The organism is Streptomyces sp. NPDC052036, assembly GCF_040680495.1.
In the GTDB taxonomy this organism is placed as follows: domain Bacteria; phylum Actinomycetota; class Actinomycetes; order Streptomycetales; family Streptomycetaceae; genus Streptomyces.
On sequence record NZ_JBFAWW010000030.1, the window covers coordinates 16,106 to 41,211 of the forward strand.

General features: G+C 70.5%; 21 protein-coding genes and 3 pseudogenes. 6 read left to right on the forward strand and 18 right to left on the reverse strand.

Translation table 11 applies throughout. From position 1 onward, the window contains the following. Positions 1 to 49 precede the first annotated feature (49 nt). Positions 50 to 706, reverse strand: coding sequence for a vitamin K epoxide reductase family protein (locus AB0L95_RS30820; protein WP_365167173.1), 657 nt, complete (start codon positions 704 to 706; stop codon positions 50 to 52). A 140-nt stretch (positions 707 to 846) separates the two neighbouring features. Between AB0L95_RS30820 and AB0L95_RS30825 the strand changes: the two are divergent. The 3 pseudogenes from AB0L95_RS30825 to AB0L95_RS30835 all read left to right on the forward strand — a co-directional run. Further along, a pseudogene (locus AB0L95_RS30825) lies at positions 847 to 1,338 on the forward strand (ABC transporter ATP-binding protein); the annotation flags it as partial. 1 nt (position 1,339) lies between these two features. Next, positions 1,340 to 2,184, forward strand: a pseudogene (locus AB0L95_RS30830) (ABC transporter permease). A gap of 44 nt (positions 2,185 to 2,228) precedes the next feature. Then, a pseudogene (locus AB0L95_RS30835) lies at positions 2,229 to 2,369 on the forward strand (DNA-binding response regulator); the annotation flags it as partial. Positions 2,370 to 2,475: 106 nt separating this feature from the next. Here AB0L95_RS30835 and hisS read toward each other — a convergent pair. Continuing rightward, positions 2,476 to 3,738 (reverse strand): histidine--tRNA ligase, encoded by a 1,263-nt coding sequence (gene hisS, locus AB0L95_RS30840; protein WP_365167176.1) that lies wholly within the window; start codon positions 3,736 to 3,738, stop codon positions 2,476 to 2,478. 10 nt (positions 3,739 to 3,748) lie between these two features. Beyond that, positions 3,749 to 4,459: an MBL fold metallo-hydrolase gene (locus AB0L95_RS30845; protein WP_365167178.1), complete on the reverse strand. Its 711-nt coding sequence runs from the start codon at positions 4,457 to 4,459 to the stop codon at positions 3,749 to 3,751. A gap of 168 nt (positions 4,460 to 4,627) precedes the next feature. On the opposite strand from AB0L95_RS30845, the gene AB0L95_RS30850 reads away from it, so the two are divergent. Both AB0L95_RS30850 and AB0L95_RS30855 read left to right on the forward strand, forming a co-directional pair. After that, on the forward strand, positions 4,628 to 5,476 hold the full coding sequence (locus AB0L95_RS30850; protein ID WP_365167180.1) for a peptidylprolyl isomerase: 849 nt from the start codon (positions 4,628 to 4,630) through the stop codon (positions 5,474 to 5,476). A gap of 135 nt (positions 5,477 to 5,611) precedes the next feature. Beyond that, positions 5,612 to 6,841, forward strand: coding sequence for a DUF349 domain-containing protein (locus AB0L95_RS30855; protein ID WP_365167182.1), 1,230 nt, complete (start codon positions 5,612 to 5,614; stop codon positions 6,839 to 6,841). 99 nt (positions 6,842 to 6,940) lie between these two features. On the opposite strand, the gene AB0L95_RS30860 is transcribed toward AB0L95_RS30855, so the two are convergent. The 15 genes from AB0L95_RS30860 to pgsA all read right to left on the reverse strand — a co-directional run bounded on the left by AB0L95_RS30860 (position 6,941) and on the right by pgsA (position 22,519). Beyond that, positions 6,941 to 9,472 carry a RelA/SpoT family protein gene (locus AB0L95_RS30860; RefSeq protein ID WP_365167185.1) on the reverse strand — a complete coding sequence of 844 codons (2,532 nt, stop codon included), beginning with the start codon at positions 9,470 to 9,472 and terminating at the stop codon, positions 6,941 to 6,943. Positions 9,473 to 9,710: 238 nt separating this feature from the next. Further along, positions 9,711 to 10,259: an adenine phosphoribosyltransferase gene (locus AB0L95_RS30865; RefSeq protein WP_365167188.1), complete on the reverse strand. Its 549-nt coding sequence runs from the start codon at positions 10,257 to 10,259 to the stop codon at positions 9,711 to 9,713. Continuing rightward, the gene (gene secF, locus AB0L95_RS30870) at positions 10,256 to 11,356 is read right to left on the reverse strand and encodes a protein translocase subunit SecF (protein ID WP_365167191.1); all 1,101 of its coding nucleotides are present in this window, start codon (positions 11,354 to 11,356) and stop codon (positions 10,256 to 10,258) included. The genes AB0L95_RS30865 and secF overlap by 4 nt, the downstream gene beginning before the upstream one ends. Positions 11,357 to 11,359: 3 nt before the next feature. After that, entirely contained in the window at positions 11,360 to 13,195 is a 1,836-nt protein-coding gene (secD, locus tag AB0L95_RS30875) for a protein translocase subunit SecD (RefSeq protein WP_365167326.1), read from the reverse strand. Between the two features lie 141 nt (positions 13,196 to 13,336). Further along, complete coding sequence (gene yajC, locus AB0L95_RS30880; RefSeq protein WP_365167194.1) at positions 13,337 to 13,888, reverse strand: preprotein translocase subunit YajC; 552 nt, start codon at positions 13,886 to 13,888, stop codon at positions 13,337 to 13,339. Positions 13,889 to 14,050: 162 nt separating this feature from the next. Next, on the reverse strand, positions 14,051 to 15,160 hold the full coding sequence (ruvB, locus tag AB0L95_RS30885; RefSeq protein ID WP_365167196.1) for a Holliday junction branch migration DNA helicase RuvB: 1,110 nt from the start codon (positions 15,158 to 15,160) through the stop codon (positions 14,051 to 14,053). A 37-nt stretch (positions 15,161 to 15,197) separates the two neighbouring features. Next, positions 15,198 to 15,803: a Holliday junction branch migration protein RuvA gene (gene ruvA / locus AB0L95_RS30890; protein ID WP_365167198.1), complete on the reverse strand. Its 606-nt coding sequence runs from the start codon at positions 15,801 to 15,803 to the stop codon at positions 15,198 to 15,200. Next, on the reverse strand, positions 15,800 to 16,330 hold the full coding sequence (gene ruvC, locus AB0L95_RS30895; protein WP_365167200.1) for a crossover junction endodeoxyribonuclease RuvC: 531 nt from the start codon (positions 16,328 to 16,330) through the stop codon (positions 15,800 to 15,802). Before ruvC ends, ruvA begins: the two co-directional genes overlap by 4 nt. 148 nt (positions 16,331 to 16,478) lie before the next feature. Then, positions 16,479 to 17,231, reverse strand: a complete 753-nt coding sequence (locus AB0L95_RS30900) for a YebC/PmpR family DNA-binding transcriptional regulator (protein ID WP_365167202.1) — start codon at positions 17,229 to 17,231, stop codon at positions 16,479 to 16,481. Between the two features lie 48 nt (positions 17,232 to 17,279). Next, the gene (pdxT, locus tag AB0L95_RS30905; RefSeq protein ID WP_365167204.1) at positions 17,280 to 17,888 is read right to left on the reverse strand and encodes a pyridoxal 5'-phosphate synthase glutaminase subunit PdxT; all 609 of its coding nucleotides are present in this window, start codon (positions 17,886 to 17,888) and stop codon (positions 17,280 to 17,282) included. A 55-nt stretch (positions 17,889 to 17,943) separates the two neighbouring features. Beyond that, positions 17,944 to 18,855, reverse strand: a complete 912-nt coding sequence (pdxS, locus tag AB0L95_RS30910) for a pyridoxal 5'-phosphate synthase lyase subunit PdxS (RefSeq protein WP_365167206.1) — start codon at positions 18,853 to 18,855, stop codon at positions 17,944 to 17,946. Between the two features lie 210 nt (positions 18,856 to 19,065). Then, positions 19,066 to 19,611, reverse strand: coding sequence for a hypothetical protein (locus tag AB0L95_RS30915; protein WP_365167208.1), 546 nt, complete (start codon positions 19,609 to 19,611; stop codon positions 19,066 to 19,068). Between the two features lie 49 nt (positions 19,612 to 19,660). Beyond that, the gene (locus AB0L95_RS30920) at positions 19,661 to 20,869 is read right to left on the reverse strand and encodes a glycosyltransferase family 4 protein (protein ID WP_365167210.1); all 1,209 of its coding nucleotides are present in this window, start codon (positions 20,867 to 20,869) and stop codon (positions 19,661 to 19,663) included. Beyond that, positions 20,866 to 21,804, reverse strand: a complete 939-nt coding sequence (locus tag AB0L95_RS30925) for a phosphatidylinositol mannoside acyltransferase (RefSeq protein ID WP_365167212.1) — start codon at positions 21,802 to 21,804, stop codon at positions 20,866 to 20,868. Before AB0L95_RS30925 ends, AB0L95_RS30920 begins: the two co-directional genes overlap by 4 nt. Positions 21,805 to 21,832: 28 nt before the next feature. Continuing rightward, the gene (gene pgsA, locus AB0L95_RS30930; protein WP_365167214.1) at positions 21,833 to 22,519 is read right to left on the reverse strand and encodes a phosphatidylinositol phosphate synthase; all 687 of its coding nucleotides are present in this window, start codon (positions 22,517 to 22,519) and stop codon (positions 21,833 to 21,835) included. 309 nt (positions 22,520 to 22,828) lie between these two features. Between pgsA and AB0L95_RS30935 the strand changes: the two genes are divergently transcribed. After that, entirely contained in the window at positions 22,829 to 25,027 is a 2,199-nt protein-coding gene (locus AB0L95_RS30935) for an elongation factor G-like protein EF-G2 (protein ID WP_365167328.1), read from the forward strand. Positions 25,028 to 25,106 lie beyond the last annotated feature (79 nt).

Here is a 25,106-nt window from a genome sequence, read left to right on the forward strand (position 1 = left end):
CAATGCCGCCGCGCCCGGGGGCGGTGCGGACCCCGGCCAGGAACCCGGGTCAGGCCCAGAGCTGGCTGCCCCACCGGGTCAGGATGAGCATCGCGATGATGCCGACGTGGGTGACCGGCAGGATCCAGGTGAACTCGCCGAGGAAGTTCTTCACGGGGCGCGGCGCGGGCAGGAAGTCGTTGCGGACGTTGAACGAGGTGACGTACCAGAACATGGTGATCGTGGCGACCCAGGCCAGCGAGCACCACAGGCACAGCGCGTTGATCCGGTACAGCGACTGGAACTGCAGCCAGGTGCAGAAACCCACGCCGAACAGCGTGCCGAAGTTGAAGGTCAGCCAGTACCAGCGGGGGAAGCGGACCCGGGTGAGCAGGCTCATGCCGACGCAGATGACGATGCCGTAGCAGACGAGGCCGAGCATCGGGTTGGGGAAGCCGAACGCGCCGGCCTGCTTGCTCTCCATGACGCTGCCGCAGGAGATGATCGGGTTGATGCTGCAGCTGGGGGTGAACGTGTTACCGCTCACCTTGCCCTCGAGGATCTTGAACTTGTCGAGCGTGATGACCCACGCGGCGAGCAGGCCGGCCGCGCCGGTGATCACGAGCAGCAGGGCGAACGCGCGGCTGCCGCCGACCGTCCGGGGGGCGTCCGCACGTTCCGGCTCGATGTGTCCGGTGGAGACGTCCTGCACTGTCGTCTTGGTCATCACGCCGATTCCGATGCTCGGGGTTGGATCTGCGGGCTCAGGTCATTGTGCCGCACACGGCCTGTGTCCACCGTTCGATGGACATAAGGAAGTACGCACGGTCGTCGCGGAACGTTCGGTTCAGGCCGAGGCTCTTGGCCATGACCAGAAACACGAACGGACTCGCGGTGGAGGTACGCGGGCTGCGCAAGCAGTACGGGGACGTCACCGCGGTCGACGGGATCGATCTCGCGATCCGCCGGGGCGAGGTGTTCGGCCTGCCCGGGCCCAATGGGGCGGGCAAGACCACCACCGTGGAGATCCTCCAGGGCAATCGTGACCGGGACGGGGGCGAGGTGTCCGTGCTCGGGGCGGACCCGGCGAGCGCCCCGCGCGCGTGGCGCTCGAAAATAGGCATCGTCTGGCAGGACGAATCGGCGCCTGCTGAGTTGACGGTCCGCGAGACCGTACGGCATTTCGCCCGCTACTATCCCCGGCCGCGCGACCCCGAGAAGGTCATCGGGCAGGTGGGACTCCAGGAGAAGGCGGACAGCCGGATCAAGGGGCTGTCGGGCGGGCAGCGCCGCCGTCTCGACGTGGCGCTCGGCGTGATCGGCGACCCGGAGCTGCTGCTCCTGGACGAACCGACGACCGATGACCACGACGGCCGTACGGACCCGGACGGCAGACACCGCCGGGCGGCTGCCCGGGGCCTGGGTGCTCGGACTGCACCGGGGCGCCCTGGAGATCAAGCAGTTCTTCCGGCAGCGCGAGCAGGTGGTGTTCACCTTCGCCTTCCCGGTCGTGTTCCTGTTCCTCTTCGCGTCGATCTTCCACGACGCCCTGCGCGGCTCCGGGGTCACCGCCTCCCAGCTGTATGTGCCCGCGATGATGGCCTCGGGCATCATGCCGACGAGTTTCCAGTCCCTGGGGATCTCCATCGCGGTGGAACGCGACGAGAAGGTCCTGCGCAGGCTGCGCGGCACCCCCATGCCCCGACGGCGTACTTCCTGGGGAAGATCTGGCCCGTCCTGTTCACCGGTGTGCTGGAGACGGCGATCCTGCTGCTGGTCGGGACCACCCTGTACGGCGTCGATCTGCCGTCGGACGCCGGGAAGTGGTTCGACTTCGGCTGGATCTTCGTGCTCGGGCTGACCGCGTGCGCACTGCTCGGCATCGCGATCAGCTCCGTACCCAGGTCCGCCAGGAGCGCCAGTTCGGTGGTCGTCCTGCCCTTCCTGGTGGTGCAGTTCATCTCCGGGGTGTACATCTCCGTCGACAACATCCCCGACTGGATGCTGAACATCGGCGCCCTGTTCCCGTTGAAGTGGCTGTGCCAGGGACTGCGGGGGGTGTTCCTGCCCGACTCGGCGAAGGTGCTGGAGCAGGCGGGGAGCTGGGAGTTCGGGCGGATCGCCCTGGTGCTCGCCGCCTGGTGCGTCGGAGGATTGGCGCTGTGTCTGCTGACGTTCCGCTGGAAGGACGGGCGCGGGGGATGACCGAGCCCGGCACGGCCCGAGAGAGAACCGATCCGGGCGCCGCGCACGCCGGGATCGGACGGCGCCTGTTCACCGAGGAGTCGACGGTGAAGACCCGTCTGCTGCGGGTCTTCGGACGGCTCGGGGTGGACGACAGAAAGGCGGCGGTCACCAGCGCGATGCGGAACGGGCTGCTCGCCCCCTGACCACGCCAGGACGCCGACCGGCACGATGCCGCGCGGGGCGCGGCGGTGCGGGAAGGGCCCTGGGCAGCGCCTGCCCAGGGCCCTTGCGCGTCGGTGTCGTACCCGGTCAGCCCAGCCGGGACTCCAGCTCCGCCACGATCTCGTTCACCCCGACCGCCGTCTGCTCGCCGGACTCCATGTCCTTGAGCTGGACGACACCCTCGGCCAGATCGCGCTCGCCGGCCACGATCGTGTAGCGGGCGCCGCTGCGGTTGGCGTTCTTCATCGCGCCCTTGAGGCCCTTGCCACCGTACGCGAAGTCCGCCGCGACACCGAGCTTGCGCAGCTCGGTGATCTTGCCGAAGAGGATCCGGCGGGCCTCCTCGCCCAGCGGGACCGCGAACACGCTGGTGGACGCGGGCAGTTGGAGCTCGATGCCCTCGGCCTCCAGCGCGAGCACCGTACGGTCGACGCCCAGCGCCCAGCCCACGGACGGCAGCGCGGGACCGCCGATCATCTCCGAGAGGCCGTCGTAGCGTCCGCCGCCGCCCACCGCGGACTGGGAGCCCAGACCGTCGTGGACGAACTCGAAGGTGGTCCGCGTGTAGTAGTCCAGGCCACGCACCAGCTTCGGGTCGTCCTCGAAGGACACGCCCGCCGCGGTGATCAGCTCACGGACCTCCTCGTGGTACGCCTTGCACGCGTCGCACAGGTAGTCACGCAGCAGCGGGGCACCGGTCAGCTGCTTCTGGACCGACTCGCGCTTGTCGTCGAGAACCCGCAGCGGGTTGATGTCGACGCGGCGGCGCGTGTCCTCGTCCAGGTCCAGGCCGCGCAGGAAGTCCTGGAGGGCCGCGCGGTAGACCGGGCGGCACTCCTTGTCGCCCAGGCTGTTGAGCAGGATGCGGAAGTCGCGCAGGCCGAGCGAACGGTAGGCCTGGTCGGCCAGGATGATCAGCTCGGCGTCCAGGGCCGGATCCTCGGCGCCGATCGCCTCGGCGCCCACCTGCGAGAAGTGGCGGTAACGCCCCTTCTGCGGGCGCTCGTAGCGGTAGTACGAGCCCGAGTACCAGAGCTTGACCGGGAGGTTGCCCGTCTTGTGCAGGTTGGCCTCCAGGGCGGCGCGCAGCACGGAGGCCGTGCCCTCGGGGCGCAGGGCGAGCCTGTCGCCGCCCTTGGTCTCGAAGGCGTACATCTCCTTCGTCACGATGTCGGTGGACTCACCCACGCCGCGCGCGAACAGCTCCACGCTCTCGAAGCCGGGGGTCTCGATGTAGCCGTAGCCGGAGTTGCGCAGCGGAGCGGCGATCGCCTCGCGGACGGCGAGGTACTCGGCGGAATCCGGCGGGATCAGGTCGTACGTGCCCTTGGGGGCCTTGAAGGTGCTCACGAAGGTCTCGTCACATTCCTCGTCGGGGAGCGTCCACATCCGCTCCCGGGCCGGCGGCCACCTGCCGCAGATAGGGGTTGGTGGCGCGCTCCTGGCCGATGGTCGTCTGGGGGCCGTGGCCGGACAGCACCACGGTCGAGTCGTCGAGCGGCAGGCACACGCGAGCCAGCGAGTCGAGCATCTCGGCCATGTCACCGCCGGGCAGGTCGGTGCGTCCGATGGAGCCGGCGAACAGCAGGTCGCCCGAGAAGAAGATCGGCGGGATGTCCGCCGCCTCGGGCATGCCGAAGGTCACCGACCCCTTGGTATGGCCGGGCGCGTGCGCGACGGACAGCTCCAGACCGGCCAGTTCCAGCTTCGCGCCGTCGGTCAGCTCCTTGACGTCGCCGGGCTCGCCCACGGTCAGTTCGCCCATCAGCGGCATCCCGATGGACCGTCCGAGCGCCTTCTCCGGGTCGCTCATCATGTACCGGTCCTCGGGGTGGATCCAGGCCGGCACATCGTGCGCGCCGCACACCGGGACGACCGAGGCCACATGGTCGATGTGGCCATGAGTGAGGACGACGGCGACGGGCTTGAGCCGATGTTTCCGGAGCAGCTCCTCGACTCCCTGGGCGGCCTGGTGGCCCGGGTCGATGATCACGCACTCCTCACCCGCGGCGGGGGCGACCAGGTAACAGTTGGTCCCCCAGGCCCCGGCGGGGAACCCGGCAATCAGCACGATCGTCCTTAGTTGTGTCGTACGGAGAGTGACTGTTTCGCGGTCAGAGCCTACCGGCGCTGCCGATTCCTCAGCGAACCCATATACGGTACGGGGCACACGCACGCGGAGGACACACCAGACGCACGCGTACCGGTCGGCGTACGAGACGCATGAGGAGACAACCCCGTGGTCACCCAGGAACAGCGGCGGCGGCAGCTCGCCCGGGAGAAGTTCTTGCGGCAGCAGCAGCGACGTACGGACGCACGGCGCAAGTCGCGCGTGCGCAATTCGGTGGTGGGCGCCGTCCTCGGGGTGGTGGTGGTCGGCAGCCTGGTGTCCTACACGGCTGGGGTCTTCAGCAGTGACGACAAGAAGGCCAACGCGAGCGCGGAGGTGTCCCCGAGCGCCTCGGCGACCAGCAAGGCGCCGGACCCCTGCGCGAAGCCGGCGGCCGGCTCGGTGAAGAAGCTGAGCTGGAAGAAGGAGCCGGCGATGACGATCGACGCGTCGGCGAAGTACTCGATGAAGCTCGCCACGACGTGCGGCGACATCGACATCGATCTGAAGACGGCGGCGGCCCCGCACACGGTGAACTCGTTCGACTTCCTGGCGGGCAAGGGCTTCTTCGATCACACGAAGTGCCACCGCCTGGTCCCGAGCGGGATCTACGTGCTCCAGTGCGGCGACCCGACGGGCACCGGCACCGGCGGACCCGGCTACACGATCCCGGACGAGAACCTGAAGGACAAGAGCCTCAAGGGGAACGTGTACCCGGCGGGCACCGTGGCGATGGCCAACCAGTACAACGCGCAGACCCAGCAGGGCCGCAACAGCGGCAGCAGCCAGTTCTTCCTAGTCTACCAGGACAGTCCGCTGCCGCCGGACTACACGCCGTTCGGCACTGTCTCCAGTGCGGGCATGAAGGTACTGAAGAAGATTGCGGCCGCCGGTGCCCAGCCCGCGGATCCCACGACGGGCAACACCGCACCGAACGCAACTGTCGTGATCAACAAGGCGACGGTGACGAAATCCTGACCGCCAACTGCGGAATTTCGGTCGCGCGGGATGCGGACAGCCGCCCCGCCGGTCGCCTATGTTGGCGGTGACGAAACTGTGGACGATGCCCGGGGGTGCTGAGGCCCCCCGCAGGCATCATGTGGAGGAGGCGCTGTGAGCAGCGACCCGTGGGGCCGCGTCGACGAGACGGGGACCGTGTACGTGCGTACGGCCGACGGCGAGCAGGTTGTCGGATCGTGGGCGGCCGGCTCCCCCGAGGAGGCGCTTGCCTACTTCGAGCGCAAGTACGAGGGCCTGGTGGTCGAGATCGGCCTCCTCGAGAAGCGAGTGCAGACCACCGATCTGTCGGCGAAGGACGCCCAGGCTGCGATCGGCCATCTGCGGGAACAGGTGGACGCCCACCACGCGGTCGGCGACCTGGCGTCGCTGCGGACCCGTCTGGACAAGCTCGTGGAGACCGTCGAGACGCGCCGTGAGGAGCGCAAGGCACAGCGGGCCCGGCAGTCCGACGAGGCACGCCACTCGAAGGAGGCGCTGGTCGTCGAGGCCGAGGAGCTGGCCCAGTCCGACCAGTGGCGGGCCGCCGGTGAGCGGCTGCGGGCGCTGGTGGACACCTGGAAGGGGCTGCCGCGGCTCGACCGCAAGTCGGACGACGAGCTGTGGCACCGCTTCTCGCACGCCCGCTCGGCGTTCTCCAAGCGGCGCAAGGCACACTTCGCGCAGCTCGACGCGCAGCGCGAGGACGCCCGCAAGATCAAGGAGAAGCTGGTCGCCGAGGCCGAGGGGCTGTCGGCCTCGACGGACTGGGGTCCGACGGCGGCGCGCTACCGCGAGCTGATGGCCGACTGGAAGGCGGCGGGCCGCGCCCAGCGCGAGCACGAGGACGACCTGTGGAACCGCTTCCGCGGCGCCCAGGACGTGTTCTTCGCCGCCCGCAGCTCGGTCTTCGCGGAGCGCGACGCCGAGCAGGCCGAGAACCTCAAGCTCAAGGAGGAGCTGGCCGAGGAGGCGGAGAAGCTGCTGCCGATCACGGACCTCAAGGCCTCCCGTGCCGCCTTCCGCTCGATCAACGAGCGGTGGGAGGCCATCGGGCATGTGCCGCGCGACGCCCGGTCGCGGGTCGAGGGCCGGATGCACTCGGTCGAGCGGTCCATCCAGGAGGCCGAAGAGGCCGAGTGGCGGCGTACGAACCCGGAGGCCCGGGCGCGTGCCGAGGGCCTGACCGGTCAGCTGCAGGCCGCCGTGGACAAGCTGAGGGGCCAGATCGAGCAGGCTCGGGCCCAGGGCAACAACGCGAAGGCCGAGAAGCTGGAGCGGGAGCTGGAGGGCCGCCAGGCGCTCCTGGACCAGGCCCTGAAGGGTCTCCAGGAGTTCGGCGGCTGACACAGCCACGGAAAGGGGGCTCCCGTACGGTGCGTACGGGAGCCCCCTTTCCGTGTGCGGGGCCGGTTCTGCCGGTCCGTCCCGGTCGCTTTCGGCTGGTCAGTCCGACGGCCTGCGGGCCGACGTCACGCGGTAGACGTCGTACACGCCCTCGACGCCCCGTACGGCCTTCAGTACATGGCCCAGGTGTTTCGGGTCGCCCATCTCGAAGGTGAAGCGGGAGGTGGCGACCCGGTCGCGGGACGTCTGCACCGCGGCCGAGAGGATGTTGACGTGCTGGTCGGACAGGACCCGGGTCACGTCGGAGAGCAGCCGCGAGCGGTCCAGCGCCTCCACCTGGATCGCCACCAGGAAGACGGACGACTGGGTCGGGGCCCACTCCACGTCGAGGATGCGTTCGGGCTCGCGCGACAGTGACTCGACGTTCACACAGTCGGTGCGGTGAACCGATACGCCGCTGCCGCGGGTGACGAAGCCGATGATGGGGTCGCCGGGGACGGGCGTACAGCAGCGGGCCAGTTTGACCCAGACGTCCTCGACGCCCTTGACGACCACGCCGGGGTCCTGGCTGCGGCGCCGCTTGCGGCCGCGGCTGCGGGTCGGCGGGACGGCCTCGTCGATCTCCTCGGTGGCGGCCTCCTCGCCGCCGAGTGCCTGCACCAGCTTCTGCACGACGTTCTGCGCCGCGACATGGCCCTCGCCGATCGCCGCGTACAGCGACGAGATGTCGGGGTAGCGCATCTCGTGGGCGAGGGTCACGAGCGAGTCGCCGGTCAGGATGCGCTGGATGGGCAGGTTCTGCTTGCGCATGGCCCGCGCGATGGAGTCCTTGCCCTGCTCGATCGCCTCGTCGCGCCGCTCCTTGGAGAACCACGCCCGGATCTTGTTGCGGGCGCGCGGCGACTTCACGAAGCCGAGCCAGTCGCGGGACGGGCCCGCGCCGGGTGCCTTGGAGGTGAAGACCTCCACCAAGTCGCCGTTGTCCAGGGTGGATTCGAGCGGCACCAGGCGGCCGTTGACCCGGGCCCCGATCGTCCGGTGGCCGACCTCGGTGTGGACCGCGTACGCGAAGTCCACCGGGGTGGCCCCGGCCGGCAGCGCTATGACGTCGCCCTTCGGGGTGAAGACGAAGACCTCGTTGCGCGACAGGTCGAAGCGCAGGGACTCGAGGAACTCGCTCGGGTCCTCGGTCTCCTTCTGCCAGTCGAGCAACTGCCGCAGCCACGCCATGTCGTTGACGGCGTCGTGGTCCTTGGCGTTCTTGGTGCTCGAACGGGGCGCGTCTGTACGGACCTTGGAGGCGCCCGCGACGGCCTCCTGCTTGTACTTCCAGTGCGCGGCGATGCCGTACTCGGCGCGGCGGTGCATGTCGAACGTGCGGATCTGCAGTTCGACGGGCTTGCCGTTGGGACCGATCACCGTCGTGTGCAGCGACTGGTACATGTTGAACTTGGGCATCGCGATGTAGTCCTTGAACCGCCCCGGAACCGGGTTCCAGCGGGCGTGGACCGTGCCCAGTGCCGCATAGCAGTCGCGGACGGTGTCGACGAGGACGCGGATCCCGACCAGGTCGTAGATCTCCGCGAAGTCACGGCCGCGGACGATCATCTTCTGGTAGACGCTGTAGTAGTGCTTGGGCCGGCCGGTGACCGTCGCCTTGATCCGGGCGGCGCGCAGATCGCCCTGGACCTCGTCGGTCACTATCGCCAGATACTCGTCGCGCTTGGGCGCGCGCTCGGCGACCAGCCGGACGATCTCGTCGTACATCTTGGGGTAGAGGATCGCGAAGGCGAGGTCCTCCAGCTCCCACTTGATGGTGTTCATGCCCAGGCGGTGGGCGAGCGGCGCGTAGATCTCCAGGGTCTCGCGCGCCTTCTTCTCCTGCTTCTCGCGCTTGAGATAGCGCATGGTGCGCATGTTGTGCAGACGGTCGGCCAGCTTGATGACCAGGACGCGGGGGTCCTTGGCCATGGCGACGACCATCTTGCGTACGGTCTCGGCCTGCGCGGCCTCGCCGAACTTGACCTTGTCGAGCTTGGTGACGCCGTCCACCAGGAGGGCCACGGTGTCGCCGAAGTCGCGGCGCAGCTGGTCCAGGCCGTACTCGGTGTCCTCGACGGTGTCGTGCAGCAGGCCCGCCATCAGGGTGGCCGGGTCCATGCCCAGCTCGGCGAGGATCGTGGTCACCGCGAGCGGGTGGGTGATGTAGGGGTCGCCGCTCTTGCGCTTCTGGCCGCGATGCCAGCGCTCGGCGACCTGGTAGGCGCGCTCGATCTGGCGGAGCGTCGAGTTCTCGATCTTCGGGTCGTTGCTGCGTACTATCCGCAGCAACGGCTCCAGGACCGGGTTGTACGGGTTGGCGCGCTGGACGCCGAGGCGGGCGAGGCGGGCGCGGACCCGGTTGGAGGAGCCGGAGCGGGCGGACGGGGCCGGAGCGGGACGGACCGCGGGAGTGCGCTCGGCGGGGGCCGGCTTGGGCCGCGGCCGCTCGGCGGCCGGCTCGACCGGCGCCGACTGGGCGTGCTCCACAGGCCCGTGCGGGGCGTCCTTCGCGCTGCGCGCGGGCTGGGCCGCGGCCTTCGACGACGGGTCGGGCTTGGCGGCGGTCAGGTGCTGGGCCTCGTCTGGCAAGAGGGCTCCTCGTGCGCGATCCGGGTCCCCCAGTCAGGCTCCGGAAACCCCATGGTAGCGATCCCGGGCTCCGGGCTCGCCCTCAGGCCGATGGGACGGCCTGACACCGGGGAAACGTATGAGGCGGGCGCCGGATTCCTCCGGGCCCGCCTCGCGGTGTACTGCGGCCTTCCACGGCCTTGCGCGGGGGTGTCCCGCACGGGTGCCGGACCTGACCGAGACCTGTCCTCGACGGGTCTCAGATCTGAAGGAGCGCCTCCAGGGGCGCACCGGCGAGGGCCGGTTCCAGCCGGGCACGGCCGCCCAGGAACCCCAGCTCCATGAGCACGGACACCCCGGCGACCTCGGCGCCCGCCCGGCGGATGAGCTGGAGCGAGGCCTCGGCAGTGCCGCCGGTGGCGAGAACGTCGTCGACGACCATCACGCGGTCGCCCGCGCTCAGGTCCTCGGCGTGTACCTCGATCTCCGCGGAGCCGTACTCCAGGTCGTAGGCCTGGCGCAGGGTGGCTCCGGGGAGCTTGCCCGCCTTGCGGACCGGGATGAAGCCGACGCCCGCGCGGACGGCGACCGGGGCGCCCAGGATGAACCCGCGGGCCTCCAGGCCGACGATCTTCGTCGCGCTGTGCCGCACCACGAGGTCCGCCAGGGCGTCGGTCAGCGCGGTGAAGGCCGCCGGATCCGACAGGAGCGGGGTGATGTCCTTGAACATCACGCCCGGCTCCGGGTGGTCGGGCACATCGCGGATGCGGCTGAGCAGAAGGTGCTTTATGTCGGTGGTGTCGGTCATCGACGCTTTCCTGAGGGTCGGCCGCGGCCGCGGCCACGGGACGCGGGCTGGTGGCGCTGGCCGACGACGGCGGGGGTGGCGTCCTGCGGCTCGTCGCCGCCCTGCGTCTCGCCGATCTCGTCCTCGGCGGCGGCCTGGGCGCGCTTGGCCAGGACCCGCTTCCTGAGGGCCTTCATCTGCGGCTCGCGCTCCTTGAGGTCGGCGACGAGCGGCGTGGCGATGAAGATCGACGAGTAGGCACCGGCCGCGAGGCCGACGAACAGCGACAGCGAGATGTCGTTCAGCGTGCCGGCGCCGAGGAAGCCGCCGCCGATGAACAACAGGCCGGCCACCGGCAGCAGCGCCACCACCGTGGTGTTGATGGAGCGGACCAGGGTGCTGTTGATCGAGCGGTTGGCGATGTCGCTGTAGGTCCAGCGGGTCTGCTTGGTGAGGTCCTTCGTCTGCTCCTTGAGGCTGTCGAAGACGACGACCGTGTCGTAGAGCGAGTAACCGAGGATCGTCAGCAGACCGATCACCGTACCGGGCGTCACCTCGAAGCCGACGAGGGCGTAGATACCGGTCGTGATGGTGATGTCGTGGATCAGCGCGACCAGGGCCGCCAGCGCCATCCGCCACTCGAAGGCGATCGCCAGATAGATCACCACAAGCACCATGAAGATCCCGAGGCCCTGCCAGGCCTTGCTGGCGATCTGCTCACCCCAGCTGGGGCCGACCAGGTCGGCGTTGATCTGCTCGGAGCCGACCTTCAGGTCCTTGGCCAGCGTGTCCTTGATCTGGTCGGACTTGTCGGTGTCGATCCCCGCGACCTGGATGCGCAGGCCGCCCGTGCCGAGCTTCTGCACGACGGCGGGGTGACCGGAGGCGTCCTGGGCGTAGGTCTCGGCCTGGGCCACCGAGACGCTCGTCTTCGGGGTGGTGAAGATCGCTCCACCCTGGAACTCGATGCCCATGTTCAGACCGCGCACCGTCAGGCCCAGGATGGCCGTGATGGTGATCAGGATCGAGATGCCGTACCAGAGCTTGCGGTTGGCGACGAAGTCGTAACCGACCTCGCCTCGGTGGAGCCGGGCGCCGAGGTTGCCGAGCTTCGACATCTCTCACGCCTCCTTCGGGTCGACGGGGGCGGAGGGACGACGGGTGCGCCGCAGCGGCGGCTTGGCGCCGAGGCGCTTGGGGTCGAGGCCGGACCAGCTGTGTCCGCTCGCGAAGAAGGTACGGCGGGCGAGGATCGTCATCAGCGGCTTGGTGAACAGGAAGACGACGACGACGTCGAGGACCGTGGTCAGACCCAGCGTGAACGCGAAGCCCTGGACCTTGCCGACGGTGACGATGAACAGCACCGCGGCGGCAAGGAACGACACGAAGTCGGAGACCAGGATCGTGCGCCGGGCACGCGGCCAGGCACGCTCGACGGCGGGCCGCAGCGAGCGGCCCTCGCGGATCTCGTCCCGGATGCGTTCGAAGAACACGATGAAGGAGTCCGCGGTGATACCGATCGCGACGATGGCACCGCACACGGCGGGCAGGTTCAACGCGAAGTGGATCGTGGGGCCGAGCAGCGCCATGATCACGTACGTCAGGGTCGCGGACACCAGCAGGGACGCGACGGCCACGAGCGACAGACCGCGGTAGTAGACGACCAGGTAGATCACGACCAGGGCCAGACCGATCGCACCGGCGATGAGACCCGCCTGGAGCTGCTCGCCGCCGAGCGCCGCCGTCACCGTGGTCACGCTCGACTCCTTGAAGGTGAGCGGGAGCGCGCCGTAGGACAGCATGTTGGACAGGCTCTGGGCCTCGGTCTGGGTGAAGCTGCCGGAGATCTCCGCGTTGCCCCCGGTGATCGCCGTCTGGACGAACGGGTGGGAGACGACCTCGTCGTCCAGGACGATCGCGAACTCGTTCTGCGGGGAGCTGTTCTTGGACAGCTGGCTGGTGACGTCGGCGAACTTCTTCGAACCGGTGGAGTTGAAGTTCATCTGGACCTGCCAGCCGGCGGCACCCTGGGTGTCGAAGGCGGCCTGGGCCTTGCTGACCTCCGTGCCGTCGACCGCGACCGGACCGAGGATGAACTTGTTCCAGGTGTTGCCGTCCTTGCCGCAGGCGACGGTGGCGTCGCCGGGCTTGGCGCCCTTGCCGGCGGTGGCGCGCTGCTCGGGCTTGCTGCAGTCGAGGGCGGCGTACTGGGCCTGGAGCTTGCTCGCGTCACCGGACCCGCCGCTCGCGGACGGCGAGGGGCTGGCGGCGTTGGCGGCCGCGGAACCCGCGGCGGAGGGGGTGGCGGAGCCGGCCGACGATGTGGCGGAGCCGGTCGCCGACGGGGTGGCCGAGCCGGCCTTCAGCGCGTCGGTGACGGGGCGGCCCTGCGTGGTGGCGGAGGCCGACGGAGAGGTGGTGGAGCCCGCCGTCGGGGTGGCGGCCTTGCCCGTGCTGGTGCTGCCCGCCTTGGCGCTGCTCGACGCGCTCGGCTTGGCGCTGCCGCCCGTGCTCGGGCTGGCGCTCGGGCTTGCCGGGGTGGGGGCGCCGGAGGCCTCACGCTGCAGGACCGGGCGGAAGTAGAGCTTCGCCGTGGTGCCGACCTGCTCCCGGGCCTCCGTGGAGTTCATCCCCCGGGGGATGTTGACGATGATGTTGCGATCGCCCTGGGTCTGCACCTCCGCCTCGGACACGCCCAGACCGTTGACACGGCGGTTCATGATCTCGACCGCGGTGTCCATGTTGGTCTTGTTGATCGCGTTGGGCTGCCCGGGTTCGTTGACCGCCGTCAGCGTGATGCTGGTGCCGCCGGCGAGGTCGATGCCGAGACGCGGAGTGGTGTGCCCGGAGGCGAACATTCCCCCGGTGAGCGCCGCGATGGCGATCAGGATGAGGGCCAGCGAGCGCCCCGGCCTGCTCTGGGCGCTCGCGCTCCGGCCCTTCTTCGGTGCTGCCACCTTCTCGTACTCCCTCTCGGGCCGGCCGGCGCCGGTCGGGCGCGCGGTCGGCCATGACATGGTGTCGGGACTCCGTGCGGGAACGACACGTCCCGGGAGGCATGCGGCGCGCGGGCTGCGCGCCGTGCTCCCGGGGCGTGACTACTTCGCGTCGGACTCGCCGTCGGTCTTCTTCGGCTCTGCTTCGTCGGCCTTCACGCCGGGCGTCTCGTCGGCAGCGTCGTCGGCCTTCGCGCCGGGCGTCTCGTCGGCAGCGTCGTCGGCCTTCGCGCCGGGCGTCTCGTCGGCAGCGTCCTTCTTGCCGAGGTCGACGGGCTTGTCGGCGGGGGCGTCGGCGGCGGGCTCGTCCGTCTCGGTGAGGGAGGAGACGTCGTCCGGCACGACGGCGCCGTCAGCCTTGAGGTCGTGCTCGATGCCGTGGACGATGCGGTTGTACTCGTCATCGGTCAGGACGGCGCCGATGGCGTTCTTCGCGAAGAGCAGATCCACCCCGGGGCCCGCGTCAACGAGGACCGTGTCCTCGTTGACCTCCTTGACCGTTGCGTACATGCCCCCGATGGTGCGGATGCCGGAGCCGGGCTGCATCTCGTTCCGCATGGTCGCGGCCTGCTGCTGCTTCTTCTTGGCCGAGCGCGTCATCAGGAACATGGCCGCGATGAGCACAATGAACGGGAGAAGGGTCAAGGTATTCACGGGACGGAAATCCTTCGCACGACCGCTCTGGCGGCGGCCTGGTGGATGGGAGTGGTCGGCACCGCCCGCGAGGGCGGCATCGGCGGAGTCTAAGCGAGTCCGCATGCATGGAACAACGCCCAGCATGGCACCCGGGTTCCTGCCCGCGCGAGTCCCGCGCCGTCACGCACCGAACAGGTCATGTTGTCCGTTTGACCCGGTCCTCGTCCCGGTTCCGCCGCCCGTCGGGGCGGTGAGGCCGAGGTGGGCCCAGGCGGCCGGCGTGGCCACTCGCCCCCGCGGGGTCCGGGCGAGCAGTCCCTCCCTGACCAGGAAGGGCTCGGCGACCTCCTCCACGGTCTCACGTTCCTCCCCCACTGCGACGGCGAGTGTGGAGAGTCCCACAGGACCCCCGCCGAACAGTTTGAGCAGGGCCTCCAGGACGGCCCGGTCCAGGCGGTCGAGGCCCCGCTCGTCCACCTCGTACACCCTGAGCGCCGCCGCGGAGATCTCGCGGGTGATCGCTCCGTCGGCCTTGACCTGCGCATAGTCCCGCACGCGGCGCAGCAGCCGGTTGGCGATACGGGGGGTGCCGCGGGAGCGTCCGGCGATCTCCGCCGCCCCGTCGGGGTCGATCTCGACGTCCAGCAGGCTCGCCGAACGGTGGATCACGCGCCGCAGCTCGGCGGGCTCGTAGTACTCCATGTGTGCCGTGAAGCCGAAGCGGTCGCGCAGCGGGGGCGGCAGCAGGCCCGCGCGCGTGGTGGCGCCGACCAGGGTGAACGGCGGCAGATCCAGGGGAATGGCGGTGGCGCCGGGGCCTTTGCCGACGATCACGTCGACCCGGAAGTCCTCCATCGCCATGTAGAGCATCTCCTCGGCGGGCCGGGACATGCGGTGAATCTCGTCGAGGAAGAGAACCTCGCCCTCCTGGAGGGAGGAGAGGATCGCGGCGAGGTCGCCGGCGTGCTGGATGGCGGGACCGCTGGTGATGCGGATGGGAGCGCCCATCTCGGCCGCGATGATCATCGAGAGCGTGGTCTTGCCGAGACCGGGGGCGCCGGACAGCAGGACATGGTCGGCGGTGGCTCCCCGGGCGCGTGCCGCGCGCAGCACGAGGTCGAGCTGCTCACGAACCTTCTCCTGGCCGATGAACTCGTCCAGGTCCTTGGGGCGCAGGGCGGCCTCGACGGCCTGGTCGTCACGGTCGGCGACAGAGCCCACCAGCCGCTCCGCGGCGGGGCCGGCGGACCCCTCGGCGGCGGGGGTGTCGGTCGTGTCGTCCCAGTTCATGGAGTGTGCCTCGCGGTCTCGTGGGGGCGCGGATGGGTCAGCGGGCGCGGTTCAGGGTCTGCAGGGCCGCCTTCAGGAGCGCGCCCACCTGGGGTGTGCCCGGGCCGGCCTCGGCCTGCGGGGCGACGGCGGCCACGGCCTCGTCCGCCTCGCGGGTCGCGTAGCCGAGGCCGATCAGGGCGCCGTGCAGCTGGTCGCGCCAGCCGGCGGTGACCGGCGCGCCGACCACGGGGGCGCCGATCGGCTCGCCCAGCCGGTCCCTCAGCTCCAGCAGCAGCTTCTGGGCACCCTTCTTGCCGATGCCGGGCACGGCCGTGAGGGCCTTCTCGTCGCCGGTGGCCACGGCGCGGCGCAGGGCGTCCGGGGTGTGGACGGCCAGCATCGCCTGGGCCAGGCGGGGGCCGACGCCGCTCGCGGTCTGGAGCAGCTCGAAGACCTGGCGCTCGTCGTCGTCCGCGAAGCCGTACAGCGTCAGCGAGTCCTCCCGGACGACCAGGGAGGTGGCGAGCCTGGTCGGCTGGCCCGTGCGGAGCCCGGAGAGGGTGTTCGGCGTGCATTGGACGGCGAGGCCGATGCCGCCCACCTCGACCACGGCGGAGTCCGGAGCGAGGGCGGCGACCGGGCCGCTGACGAAGGCGATCATGCGGTACGGCCTTTCGAGGCGTGCAGGGCTACGGCCTGCTGGAGTCGGTTCTGGGCGGGGGCGCGCCAGATGTGGCAGATGGCGAGCGCGAGGGCGTCCGCGGCGTCGGCGGGCTTCGGCGGCGCGTCCAGCCGCAGCAGCCTGGTGACCATGGCGCCGACCTGGGCCTTGTCGGCGCGTCCGGTGCCGGTGACGGCGGCCTTGACCTCGCTGGGGGTGTGCAGGGCGACGGGGATGCCGCGGCGGGTGGCACAGAGGATGGCGACGGCGCTGGCCTGGGCGGTGCCCATGACCGTCCGCACGTTGTGCTGGCTGAAGACGCGCTCCACGGCGACGAATTCCGGCCGGTGCTCGTCCAGCCAGTGCTCGATGCCCTGCTCGACGGCGACGAGGCGATGACCGAGGTCGGCGTCCGCCGGCGTACGCACGACACCGACGCCGAGCATCGTCAGCGGCCGACCGGGCACGCCCTCGACGACGGCGATGCCGCACCGCGTCAGTCCCGGGTCCACCCCCAGTACGCGCACCCCCGTGCCTCCCTTCGCTTCGCTCTCCCCAGGCCGCCGCCGGGCACTGCCCCCAGTTCGTGCAGGCTATCGGGTGCCACTGACAACGCCCGGCAAAGCGACGGGCCGACGGGTGGTGTCCCGTCGGCCCGGTCGGTTCGCGGCGGCTCTAGGCGTCGACCTTCTCCATGATCTCGTCGCTGACGTCGAAGTTGGCGAAGACGTTCTGCACGTCGTCGCTGTCCTCGAGCGCGTCGATCAGCTTGAAGATCTTCTTGGCGCCCTCTTCGTCGAGCTGGACCTGCATGGTCGGCACGAAGTCGGCCTCGGCGGAGTCGTAGTCGATCCCGGTGTCCTGGAGGGCACGGCGGACCGCCACCAGGTCGGTGGCCTCGCTGATCACCTCGAAGGACTCACCGAGGTCGTTGACCTCCTCGGCGCCCGCGTCGAGGACGGCACCCAGGACGTCGTCCTCGGTCAGCTCGCCCTTGGGGACCATCACGACGCCCTTGCGGTTGAACAGGTACGACACGGAGCCCGGGTCGGCCATGGAGCCGCCGTTGCGGGTCATGGCGACACGGACGTCCGAGGCGGCACGGTTGCGGTTGTCGGTGAGACACTCGATCAGCACCGCGACACCGTTCGGGCCGTAGCCCTCGTACATGATCGTCTCGTAGTCGGCACCGCCGGCCTCCAGGCCCGCGCCTCGCTTGACCGCCGAGTCGATGTTCTTGTTCGGGACCGACTGCTTCTTGGCCTTCTGGATGGCGTCGTAGAGAGTCGGGTTGCCCTCGGGGTCCGAGCCTCCCGTCCGGGCCGCGACCTCGATGTTCTTGATCAGCTTCGCGAAGAGCTTGCCGCGCTTGGCATCGATGACGGCCTTCTTGTGCTTCGTCGTGGCCCATTTAGAGTGGCCGGACATCTGCCTGTCTCCTTCGCGTAACCCATCTCTGTACGAACCCCAGAGATCCTACAAGGACTCCGGTGTCCGGTTGGCGCGCACCATATCGACGAACAGAGCGTGCACGCGGTGATCGCCGGTCAGCTCCGGGTGGAACGACGTTGCGAGTGCGTTTCCCTGACGTACGGCCACGATGTGACCGTCGTGCACGGCGAGCACCTCGGCCTGGGCACCCACGGACTCGACCCAGGGGGCCCGGATGAAGACGCCCTCTACAGGATCGCCCGCCACGCCCTCGACGTCGACCGCCGCCTCGAAGGACTCGTTCTGCCGTCCGAAGGCGTTGCGGCGCACGATCATGTCGATGCCGCCGATGGTCTCCTGACCGGAGCGCGGGTCGAGGATCTTGTCGGCGAGCATGATCATGCCCGCGCAGGTGCCGTAGACCGGCATGCCTCCGCGCACGCGCGCGCGGAGGGGTTCCATCACCCCGAAGAGGACGGCCAGCTTGGAGATGGTGGTGGACTCGCCGCCGGGGATGACGAGGCCGTCGACCTCGGCGAGTTCTTCGGGGCGCCGCACCGGCCTGGCCACGGCGTCGGCCGCGGCCAGGGCGATGAGGTGCTCCCGTACGTCGCCCTGGAGAGCCAGGACGCCTATGACGGGTGCGTCGGTCATGTACGTGGTGTCCTAAGTGAGGTCGGGCTGTGTCGTGCCGGGGTGCGGGTGCGTCTTACCAGCCGCGGTTGGCGTAGCGCTCGTTCTCCGGGAGGACGTCGCAGTTGATGCCGACCATGGCCTCACCGAGGTTGCGGGACGCGTCGGCGATGACCTTGGGGTCGTCGTAGAAGGTGGTGGCCTTCACGATGGCGGCGGCACGCTTGGCCGGGTCGCCGGACTTGAAGATGCCGGATCCGACGAACACGCCCTCGGCGCCGAGCTGGCGCATCAGCGCGGCGTCCGCGGGGGTGGCGACACCGCCGGCGGAGAACAGCACGACCGGGAGCTTGCCCAGCTCGGCGACCTCCTTGACCAGCTCGTACGGGGCGCGCAGCTCCTTGGCGGCGGCGTACAGCTCGTGGTTGTCGAAGCCGCGCAGCTTGGCGATCTCGTTCTTGATCTGACGCAGGTGGCGGACGGCCTCGACGACGTTGCCGGTGCCGGCCTCGCCCTTGGAGCGGATCATCGCGGCGCCCTCGGCGATGCGGCGCAGGGCCTCGCCCAGGTTGGTGGCGCCGCAGACGAACGGCGTGGTGAAGGCCCACTTGTCGGAGTGGTTGACCTCGTCGGCCGGGGTGAGGACCTCGGACTCGTCGATGTAGTCGACGCCGAGCGCCTGCAGCACCTGGGCCTCGACGAAGTGGCCGATCCGGGACTTGGCCATGACCGGGATGGACACGGCGTCGATGATGCCTTCGATCATGTCCGGGTCGGACATACGGGCCACGCCGCCGTCCTTGCGGATGTCGGCCGGGACCCGCTCCAGGGCCATGACGGCGACGGCGCCCGCGTCTTCGGCGATCTTCGCCTGCTCCGGCGTGACGACGTCCATGATCACGCCGCCCTTGAGCTGCTCGGCCATGCCGCGCTTGACGCGGGCCGTGCCGGTCTCGGGGGTCTGGGGGGTGGAGAGCGTGCTGGACACGGGTTCGACCTCACTCGGGAAAAAGGCTGATTTCTGCTGGACCGAGGAAACGCCGGGTGAACAGGCCACGGCAAGGGCCAATGGGGAGGCGGTGGATCGTTTTGGCTGACGGGGTGGGCCCGCGCCACCCCGTTCGGCGTGACCCGCAGGGCCCCGTACAGGACGGCCCACACCGCCCCCCTACGGCACGCGGGGCGCGCCCCCGGTCCCTCACACCGTCGAACGGTCCGTCAGCGCCACAGGGGGCTCGTCGTCCATCTCGAAGGCCATCGGGAAGGGGGCGTGACCGGCCAGCCGGAACCAGCGCACCTTGCGGTGGCGGCGCAACGCCCGGGCCGCGCGTACGGCATCGTTGTGGAACCTCCGGGCCATCGGCACCCGCCGCACAGCCTCGGTCAGCTCACGGGCCGCCGCCTCGCCGCCGGGCGCCTCCCGCACCGCCTCCACCTGCTGGGCCTCGCCGAACACGGCCCGCAGCGCCTGGCTGAGCTCGCTCTCGGCGACCTCCCGCTGCTCCTCCTCCGCCTGCCGGGCCGCGTGGGCGGCCTCGTACAGCACGATCGACGCGGCCGGGTCGAGCACCCCCGAGGTCGCCAGCTCCTGGGCGACGGAGGCCCGGCGCAGCAGCTGGGCGTCGAGCGCGGCGCGCGTCGCGTCGATGCGGGAGTGCAGCCGGTCGAGGCGGCCCGCGGTCCAGCTCAGATAGAGGCCGATCGCGACGAGGGCGACGAGGATCCAGATGAGGGTTGCGGTCACGGGCGGCAAGGCTACCGGGCGGCCCGCTCACCGGTGCCGTGTGCCGGACTCAGTCCCGGACCAGGCCCAGGCGGGCTCGCAGGCCCGTCCGCTCGTCCGTGGCCACCGCGGCCGTGCCGTCCGTCACCGTCTCGTAGACCGACAGGATGTCCGCACCGACCGTCGCCCAGTCGAAGCGCCGTACATGCGCGCTGCCGCGCGCCCGCAGCTCCGCGCGGCGCTCCGGGTCCGCGAGCAGTCGCAGGGCCGCGTCGGCGAGCGCGTCGGCGTCCTCGTTGGCGAACAGCTCACCGGCCGCCCCCTGGTCGAGCACCTGGGCGAAGGCGTCCAGATCGGAGGCGAGCACGGGCGCGCCCGCCGACATCGCCTCGACCAGGACGATCCCGAAGCTCTCGCCCCCGGTGTTGGGCGCCACGTACAGGTCGACGCTGCGCAGGAAGCGCGCCTTGTCCTCGTCGCTGATCATGCCGAGGAACTCAACGCGTGCACGCAGCTCGGCGGGGAGCGCCGCCACCGCCTCCTCCTCGTCACCGCGTCCGGCGACCAGAAGCCGGGTGTCCGGGCGCGCGGCCAGGATCTTCGGCAGGGCCTTCATGAGGACCGGCAGGCCCTTGCGGGGCTCGTCGATACGGCCTATGAAGCCGATGGTGTGGCCCGCGCCTCCCGCTCCGCCGGCCTCGACGGAGCCTCGCGCCTCGTCCGACCGCCATTCGGCCTTGGGTTCGGCCTTCGCGAAGAAGTCGACGTCCACGCCGTTCGGGATCACCACGGCGTCGCCGCCCAGGTGTTCGACGAGCGTGCGGCGCGCGTACTCGCTCACCGCGATGCGCGCGCTGATCTTCTCCAGGGCCGCCTGCAGGATCGAGTAGGCGGCGACCATCGCCCGCGAGCGCGGGTTGGAGGTGTGGAAGGTCGCCACGATCGGGCCCTGTGCCGCCCAGCAGGCCAGCAGGCCCAGCGACGGCGAGGCCGGCTCATGGATGTGGATCACGTCGAACGCGCCGTCGTGCAGCCAGCGCCGCACGCGGGCCGCGCTGAGGAAGCCGAAGTTCAGCCGGGCCACCGAGCCGTTGTACGGCACCGGGACCGCACGGCCGGCCGAGACGACGTAGGGCGGCAGCGGGGTCTCGTCGTCCGCCGGGGCGAGGACGGAGACCTCGTGCCCGAGGCGGATGAAGTACTCGGCCAGATCGCGGATGTGGAACTGGACGCCGCCCGGCACGTCCCAGGAGTACGGGCAGACGATGCCGATTCTCACTCCGCACCCTCCCGGGCGTCCTCGTTCCGGGGAGCCCCGCCGGGGTCCAGGTCCGCGAGCCACAAGCGCTGCAGCATGTGCCAGTCCTCCGGATGCTCGGCGATCCCCGTGGCGAAGGCGTCTGCCAGCGCCTGTGTCATGACAGACGCCTTCTCGGCCCGGGTACCTGTCTCGGGTACCTCGATCGGGGAATGCAGGCGGCCGCGCATCACGGGCGAGTCGTCGTACCAGAGCGTCACCGGCAGCAGCAGCGCACCGGTCTGCTGGGCGAGCAGTGCCGGTCCGGCCGGCATCCGCGCCGTCTCGCCGAAGAAGGTGACCTCGACGCCGGAGGCCGACAGATCGCGGTCGGCGACCAGACAGACGAGTCCGCCGTCGCGCAGCCGCCGGGCCAGGGTGCCGAACGCGGAGCCGCCGCTGTGCGGCAGCACCTCCATGCCGAGGCCCTCGCGGTACGCGACGAAGCGGTCGTAGAGCGTCTCGGGCTTGAGCCGCTCGGCGACCGTCGTGAACGGCGTGTTCAGCGCGGTGGTGACCCAGGCGCCCGCCAGGTCCCAGTTGGCCAGGTGCGGCAGCGCGAGGACGACGCCCTTGCCCGCGGCCAGTCCGTCGGTGAGGAAGTGCAGATCCTTGGGGTCGAAGCCGCCCCTGACGCGCTCCGGGCTCCAGGCCGGGAGCCGGAAGGACTCCATCCAGTAGCGCAGATACGAGCGCATGCCCGCCCGGGACAGTTCGGCGAGCCGCTCGGGGCTCGCGCCGGGCAGCACACGCGCGTAGTTGCTCTCGAGCCGCTGCACGCCCTTGCCGCGCTGTCTCCAGGCGGCGTCGGCAATGGTCCGGCCCAGCCGGGTGGCGACGGGCTCGGGCAGGGCCTTGACCGTGCCCCAGCCGAGTCCGTAGAGCCCGTCGGTGAGCCGTTCCCGCAGGCTGGTCACGTCGCCGCCTCGCTCTTGTGCACGTCGTTCACTGTGCCGCCCCGCTCCCGTGCGAGGCGCCCTGGTCCCGGTGGTCCTCCGCGGCCGCGTCCGCCTCGGCGGACTCCCGGCGGACCGTGACGACCCGCTGGACCAGCGTGATCAGGCTGCCGACGGCGACGATCCACAGCGCGATCGGCAGCAGCACCTGGATGCCCGGCACGCCGAACTTGTGCAGCCCCGCGAACCCGGCCGCGACCAGCGAGATGACCAGCCGCTCGGCGCGCTCGACGAGCCCGTTCACGGCGACGGGCAGACCGATCGACTCGCCTCGGGCCTTGGTGTACGACACCACCTGGCCGCTGGCCAGACAGAAGATCGAGACCGCGCACAGGACGTTGTCGTTGCCGTTGCCCGCGTACCACAGGGCGAAGCCGCCGAAGATCGCGCCGTCGGCGACCCGGTCGAGCGTGGAGTCCAGGAAGGCGCCCCAGCGGCTGGAGCGGCCGAGCTGGCGGGCCATGTTGCCGTCGACGAGGTCCGAGAACACGAACAGGGTGATGACGACCGTGCCCCAGAAGAACTCGCCCCGGGGGTAGAAGACCAGCGCGCCCGCGATCACCCCGGCGGTGCCGATGAGCGTGACCGTGTCGGGGCTCACGCCCCGGCGGATCAGAAACGCGGCGAACGGTGTGAGGACACGCGTGAAAAATGCACGCGCGTACTTGTTCAGCATGGCCTTCCCGACGGTCGGTGAGCCGCGCGGCCTCTGCTGGCCGCCGGCTGGCCCATCGTAGCCACGCGCGCGTGTGCGTGACGGCCGGGCACCCGCGGGCCCGTGTCACGTCCTGGTGGCACCGGGGCCACGGGGGCGCCGTGGGGGGCGCTCGCCTGCCCGGATGGCGGGATCCGGTCCTCCGTATGGACGCACCGTGACGGGAGTGCAAAGCTCGAAGACACCGCGGGCGTCACCGGAGCCGCCTACCGCACGCGGGTCCGCATGTCCGCGCCCACAGAGACCTCACCGTGCACGGGAGGCAAGGCCATGGGCGACAAGGCGAACGCGCACCCTGGAGCCGCCGGCAGGGCTACGGCGGCCGACCACCCCGCGTCCGTACGGAATGTGGTGCTGGTCGGCCACAGCGGATCCGGCAAGACGACATTGGTGGAGGCTCTCGCGCTGACCGCGGGAGCGGTGAACCGGGCGGGCCGCGTGGAGGACGGCGGCACCGTCTCCGACTACGACGAGATCGAGCACCGGCAGCAGCGGTCGGTGCAGCTCTCCCTGGTCCCCGTCGAGCGGGACGGGATCAAGATCAATCTGCTGGACACTCCCGGATACGCCGACTTCGTCGGGGAGCTGCGGGCCGGTCTGCGCGCGGCGGACGCGGCCCTCTTCGTGGTCTCGGCCGCGGACGGGGTGGACGGCTCCACCCGCATGGTCTGGGACGAGTGCGCGGCCGTCGGTATGCCGCGCGCCCTTGTGATCACGCACCTGGAGGCCGCCCGGGCCGACTTCGAGGAGATGACCCGGGTGTGCGCGCACGAGTTCGGCGGGGACGACCCCGACGCCGTACTGCCCCTGTACCTGCCGTTGCACAGCTCCCAGGGCTCCGACGGGCACACGCCCGTGACCGGGCTCGTCGGACTGCTGTCGCAGAAGCTGTTCGACTACGCCTCCGGCGAGCGCAAGGAAGCCGAGCCGGGGCCGGAACAGCTGCCGCTGATCGAGGACGCCCGTAACCGGCTCATCGAGGGGATCATCTCCGAGAGCGAGGACGAGACCCTCATGGACCGCTATCTGGGCGGCGAGGCGATCGAAGTCGACACGCTGGTGCAGGACCTGGAGCGGGCGGTCGCGCGCGGGGTCTTCTTCCCGGTGCTCGCCGCCGCGCCCGCGGTCGAGGGCGCCCGCCAGGGACTCGGCACCGTCGAACTGCTGGAACTGATCACGGGCGGCTTCCCCACCCCGCTGGAGCATGAGGCGGCCGCGGTGACCACCCCGGACGGCAAGCCCCGTGACCTCGCGCTCTGCGACCCGTCGGGGCCCCTGGTGGCGGAGGTCGTCAAGACGTCCTCCGACCCGTACGTGGGCCGTATCTCGCTGGTCCGCGTCTTCTCCGGCACCCTGCATCCCGACGACACGGTCCATGTCTCCGGGCACGGACTGGCCGACCGCGGCCATGAGGACCACGACGTCGACGAACGCATCGGCGCCCTGTCCGCCCCGTTCGGGAAGCAGCAGCGCCCGCTCTCGCAGTGCATCGCGGGTGATCTGGCGTGCGTGGCGAAACTGAACCGGGCCGAGACCGGCGACACGCTCTCGGCCAAGGACGACCCGCTGCTCATGGCGCCCTGGGAGATGCCGGACCCGCTGTTGCCGCTCGCCATCCAGGCGCACAGCAAGCCGGACGAGGACAAGCTCAGCCAGGGGCTCTCCCGGCTGGTCGCCGAGGATCCCACCATGCGGCTCGAACAGAACCAGGACACCCACCAGGTGGTGCTGTGGTGCCTGGGCGAGGCGCACGCGGACGTCGCCCTGGAGCGGCTGCGCAGCCGCTACGGAGTCCAGGTCGACGTGGTGCCGCACAAGGTCTCCCTCCGGGAGACGTTCGCGGGCACCTCCGGCGGGCGCGGGCGGCACGTCAAACAGTCGGGCGGGCACGGCCAGTACGCGATCTGCGAGATCGAGGTGGAACCGCTGCCCGGCGGCTCCGGCATCGAGTTCGTCGACAAGGTGGTCGGCGGGGCCGTGCCCCGGCAGTTCATCCCGTCCGTGGAGAAGGGTGTACGCGCCCAGGCCGCCAAGGGCGTGGCCACCGGGCACCCCCTCGTGGACGTCCGGATCACGCTTCTCGACGGCAAGGCGCATTCCGTGGACTCCTCGGACGCCGCCTTCCAGACGGCGGGCGCGCTCGCCCTGCGCGAGGCGGCGGCCGACGCGACGATCCACCTGCTGGAACCGGTCGCCGAGGTCTCGGTGCTCGTCGGCGACGACTACGTCGGTGCCGTGATGAGCGACCTGTCCACGCGGCGCGGCCGGGTCCTGGGCACCGAACAGACCAGCGGCGGCCGGACGTTGGTACGGGCCGAGGTGCCGGAGATCGAGATCGGCCGGTACGCGGTCGACCTCCGTTCCCTCTCGCACGGCACGGCACGCTTCAGCCGCTCCTACGCGCGGCACGAGCCGATGCCGCCGCAGCTGGCTCAGAAGATCCGCGAAGAGGCGCAGCGCACCGCGTAGTCGGGGCTGCGTGTCCGATTCCCCCCGGCGGGCGGCTTCTTGGCCGTCCGCCGACGAATGTCCGTGGCGGCGGATACGC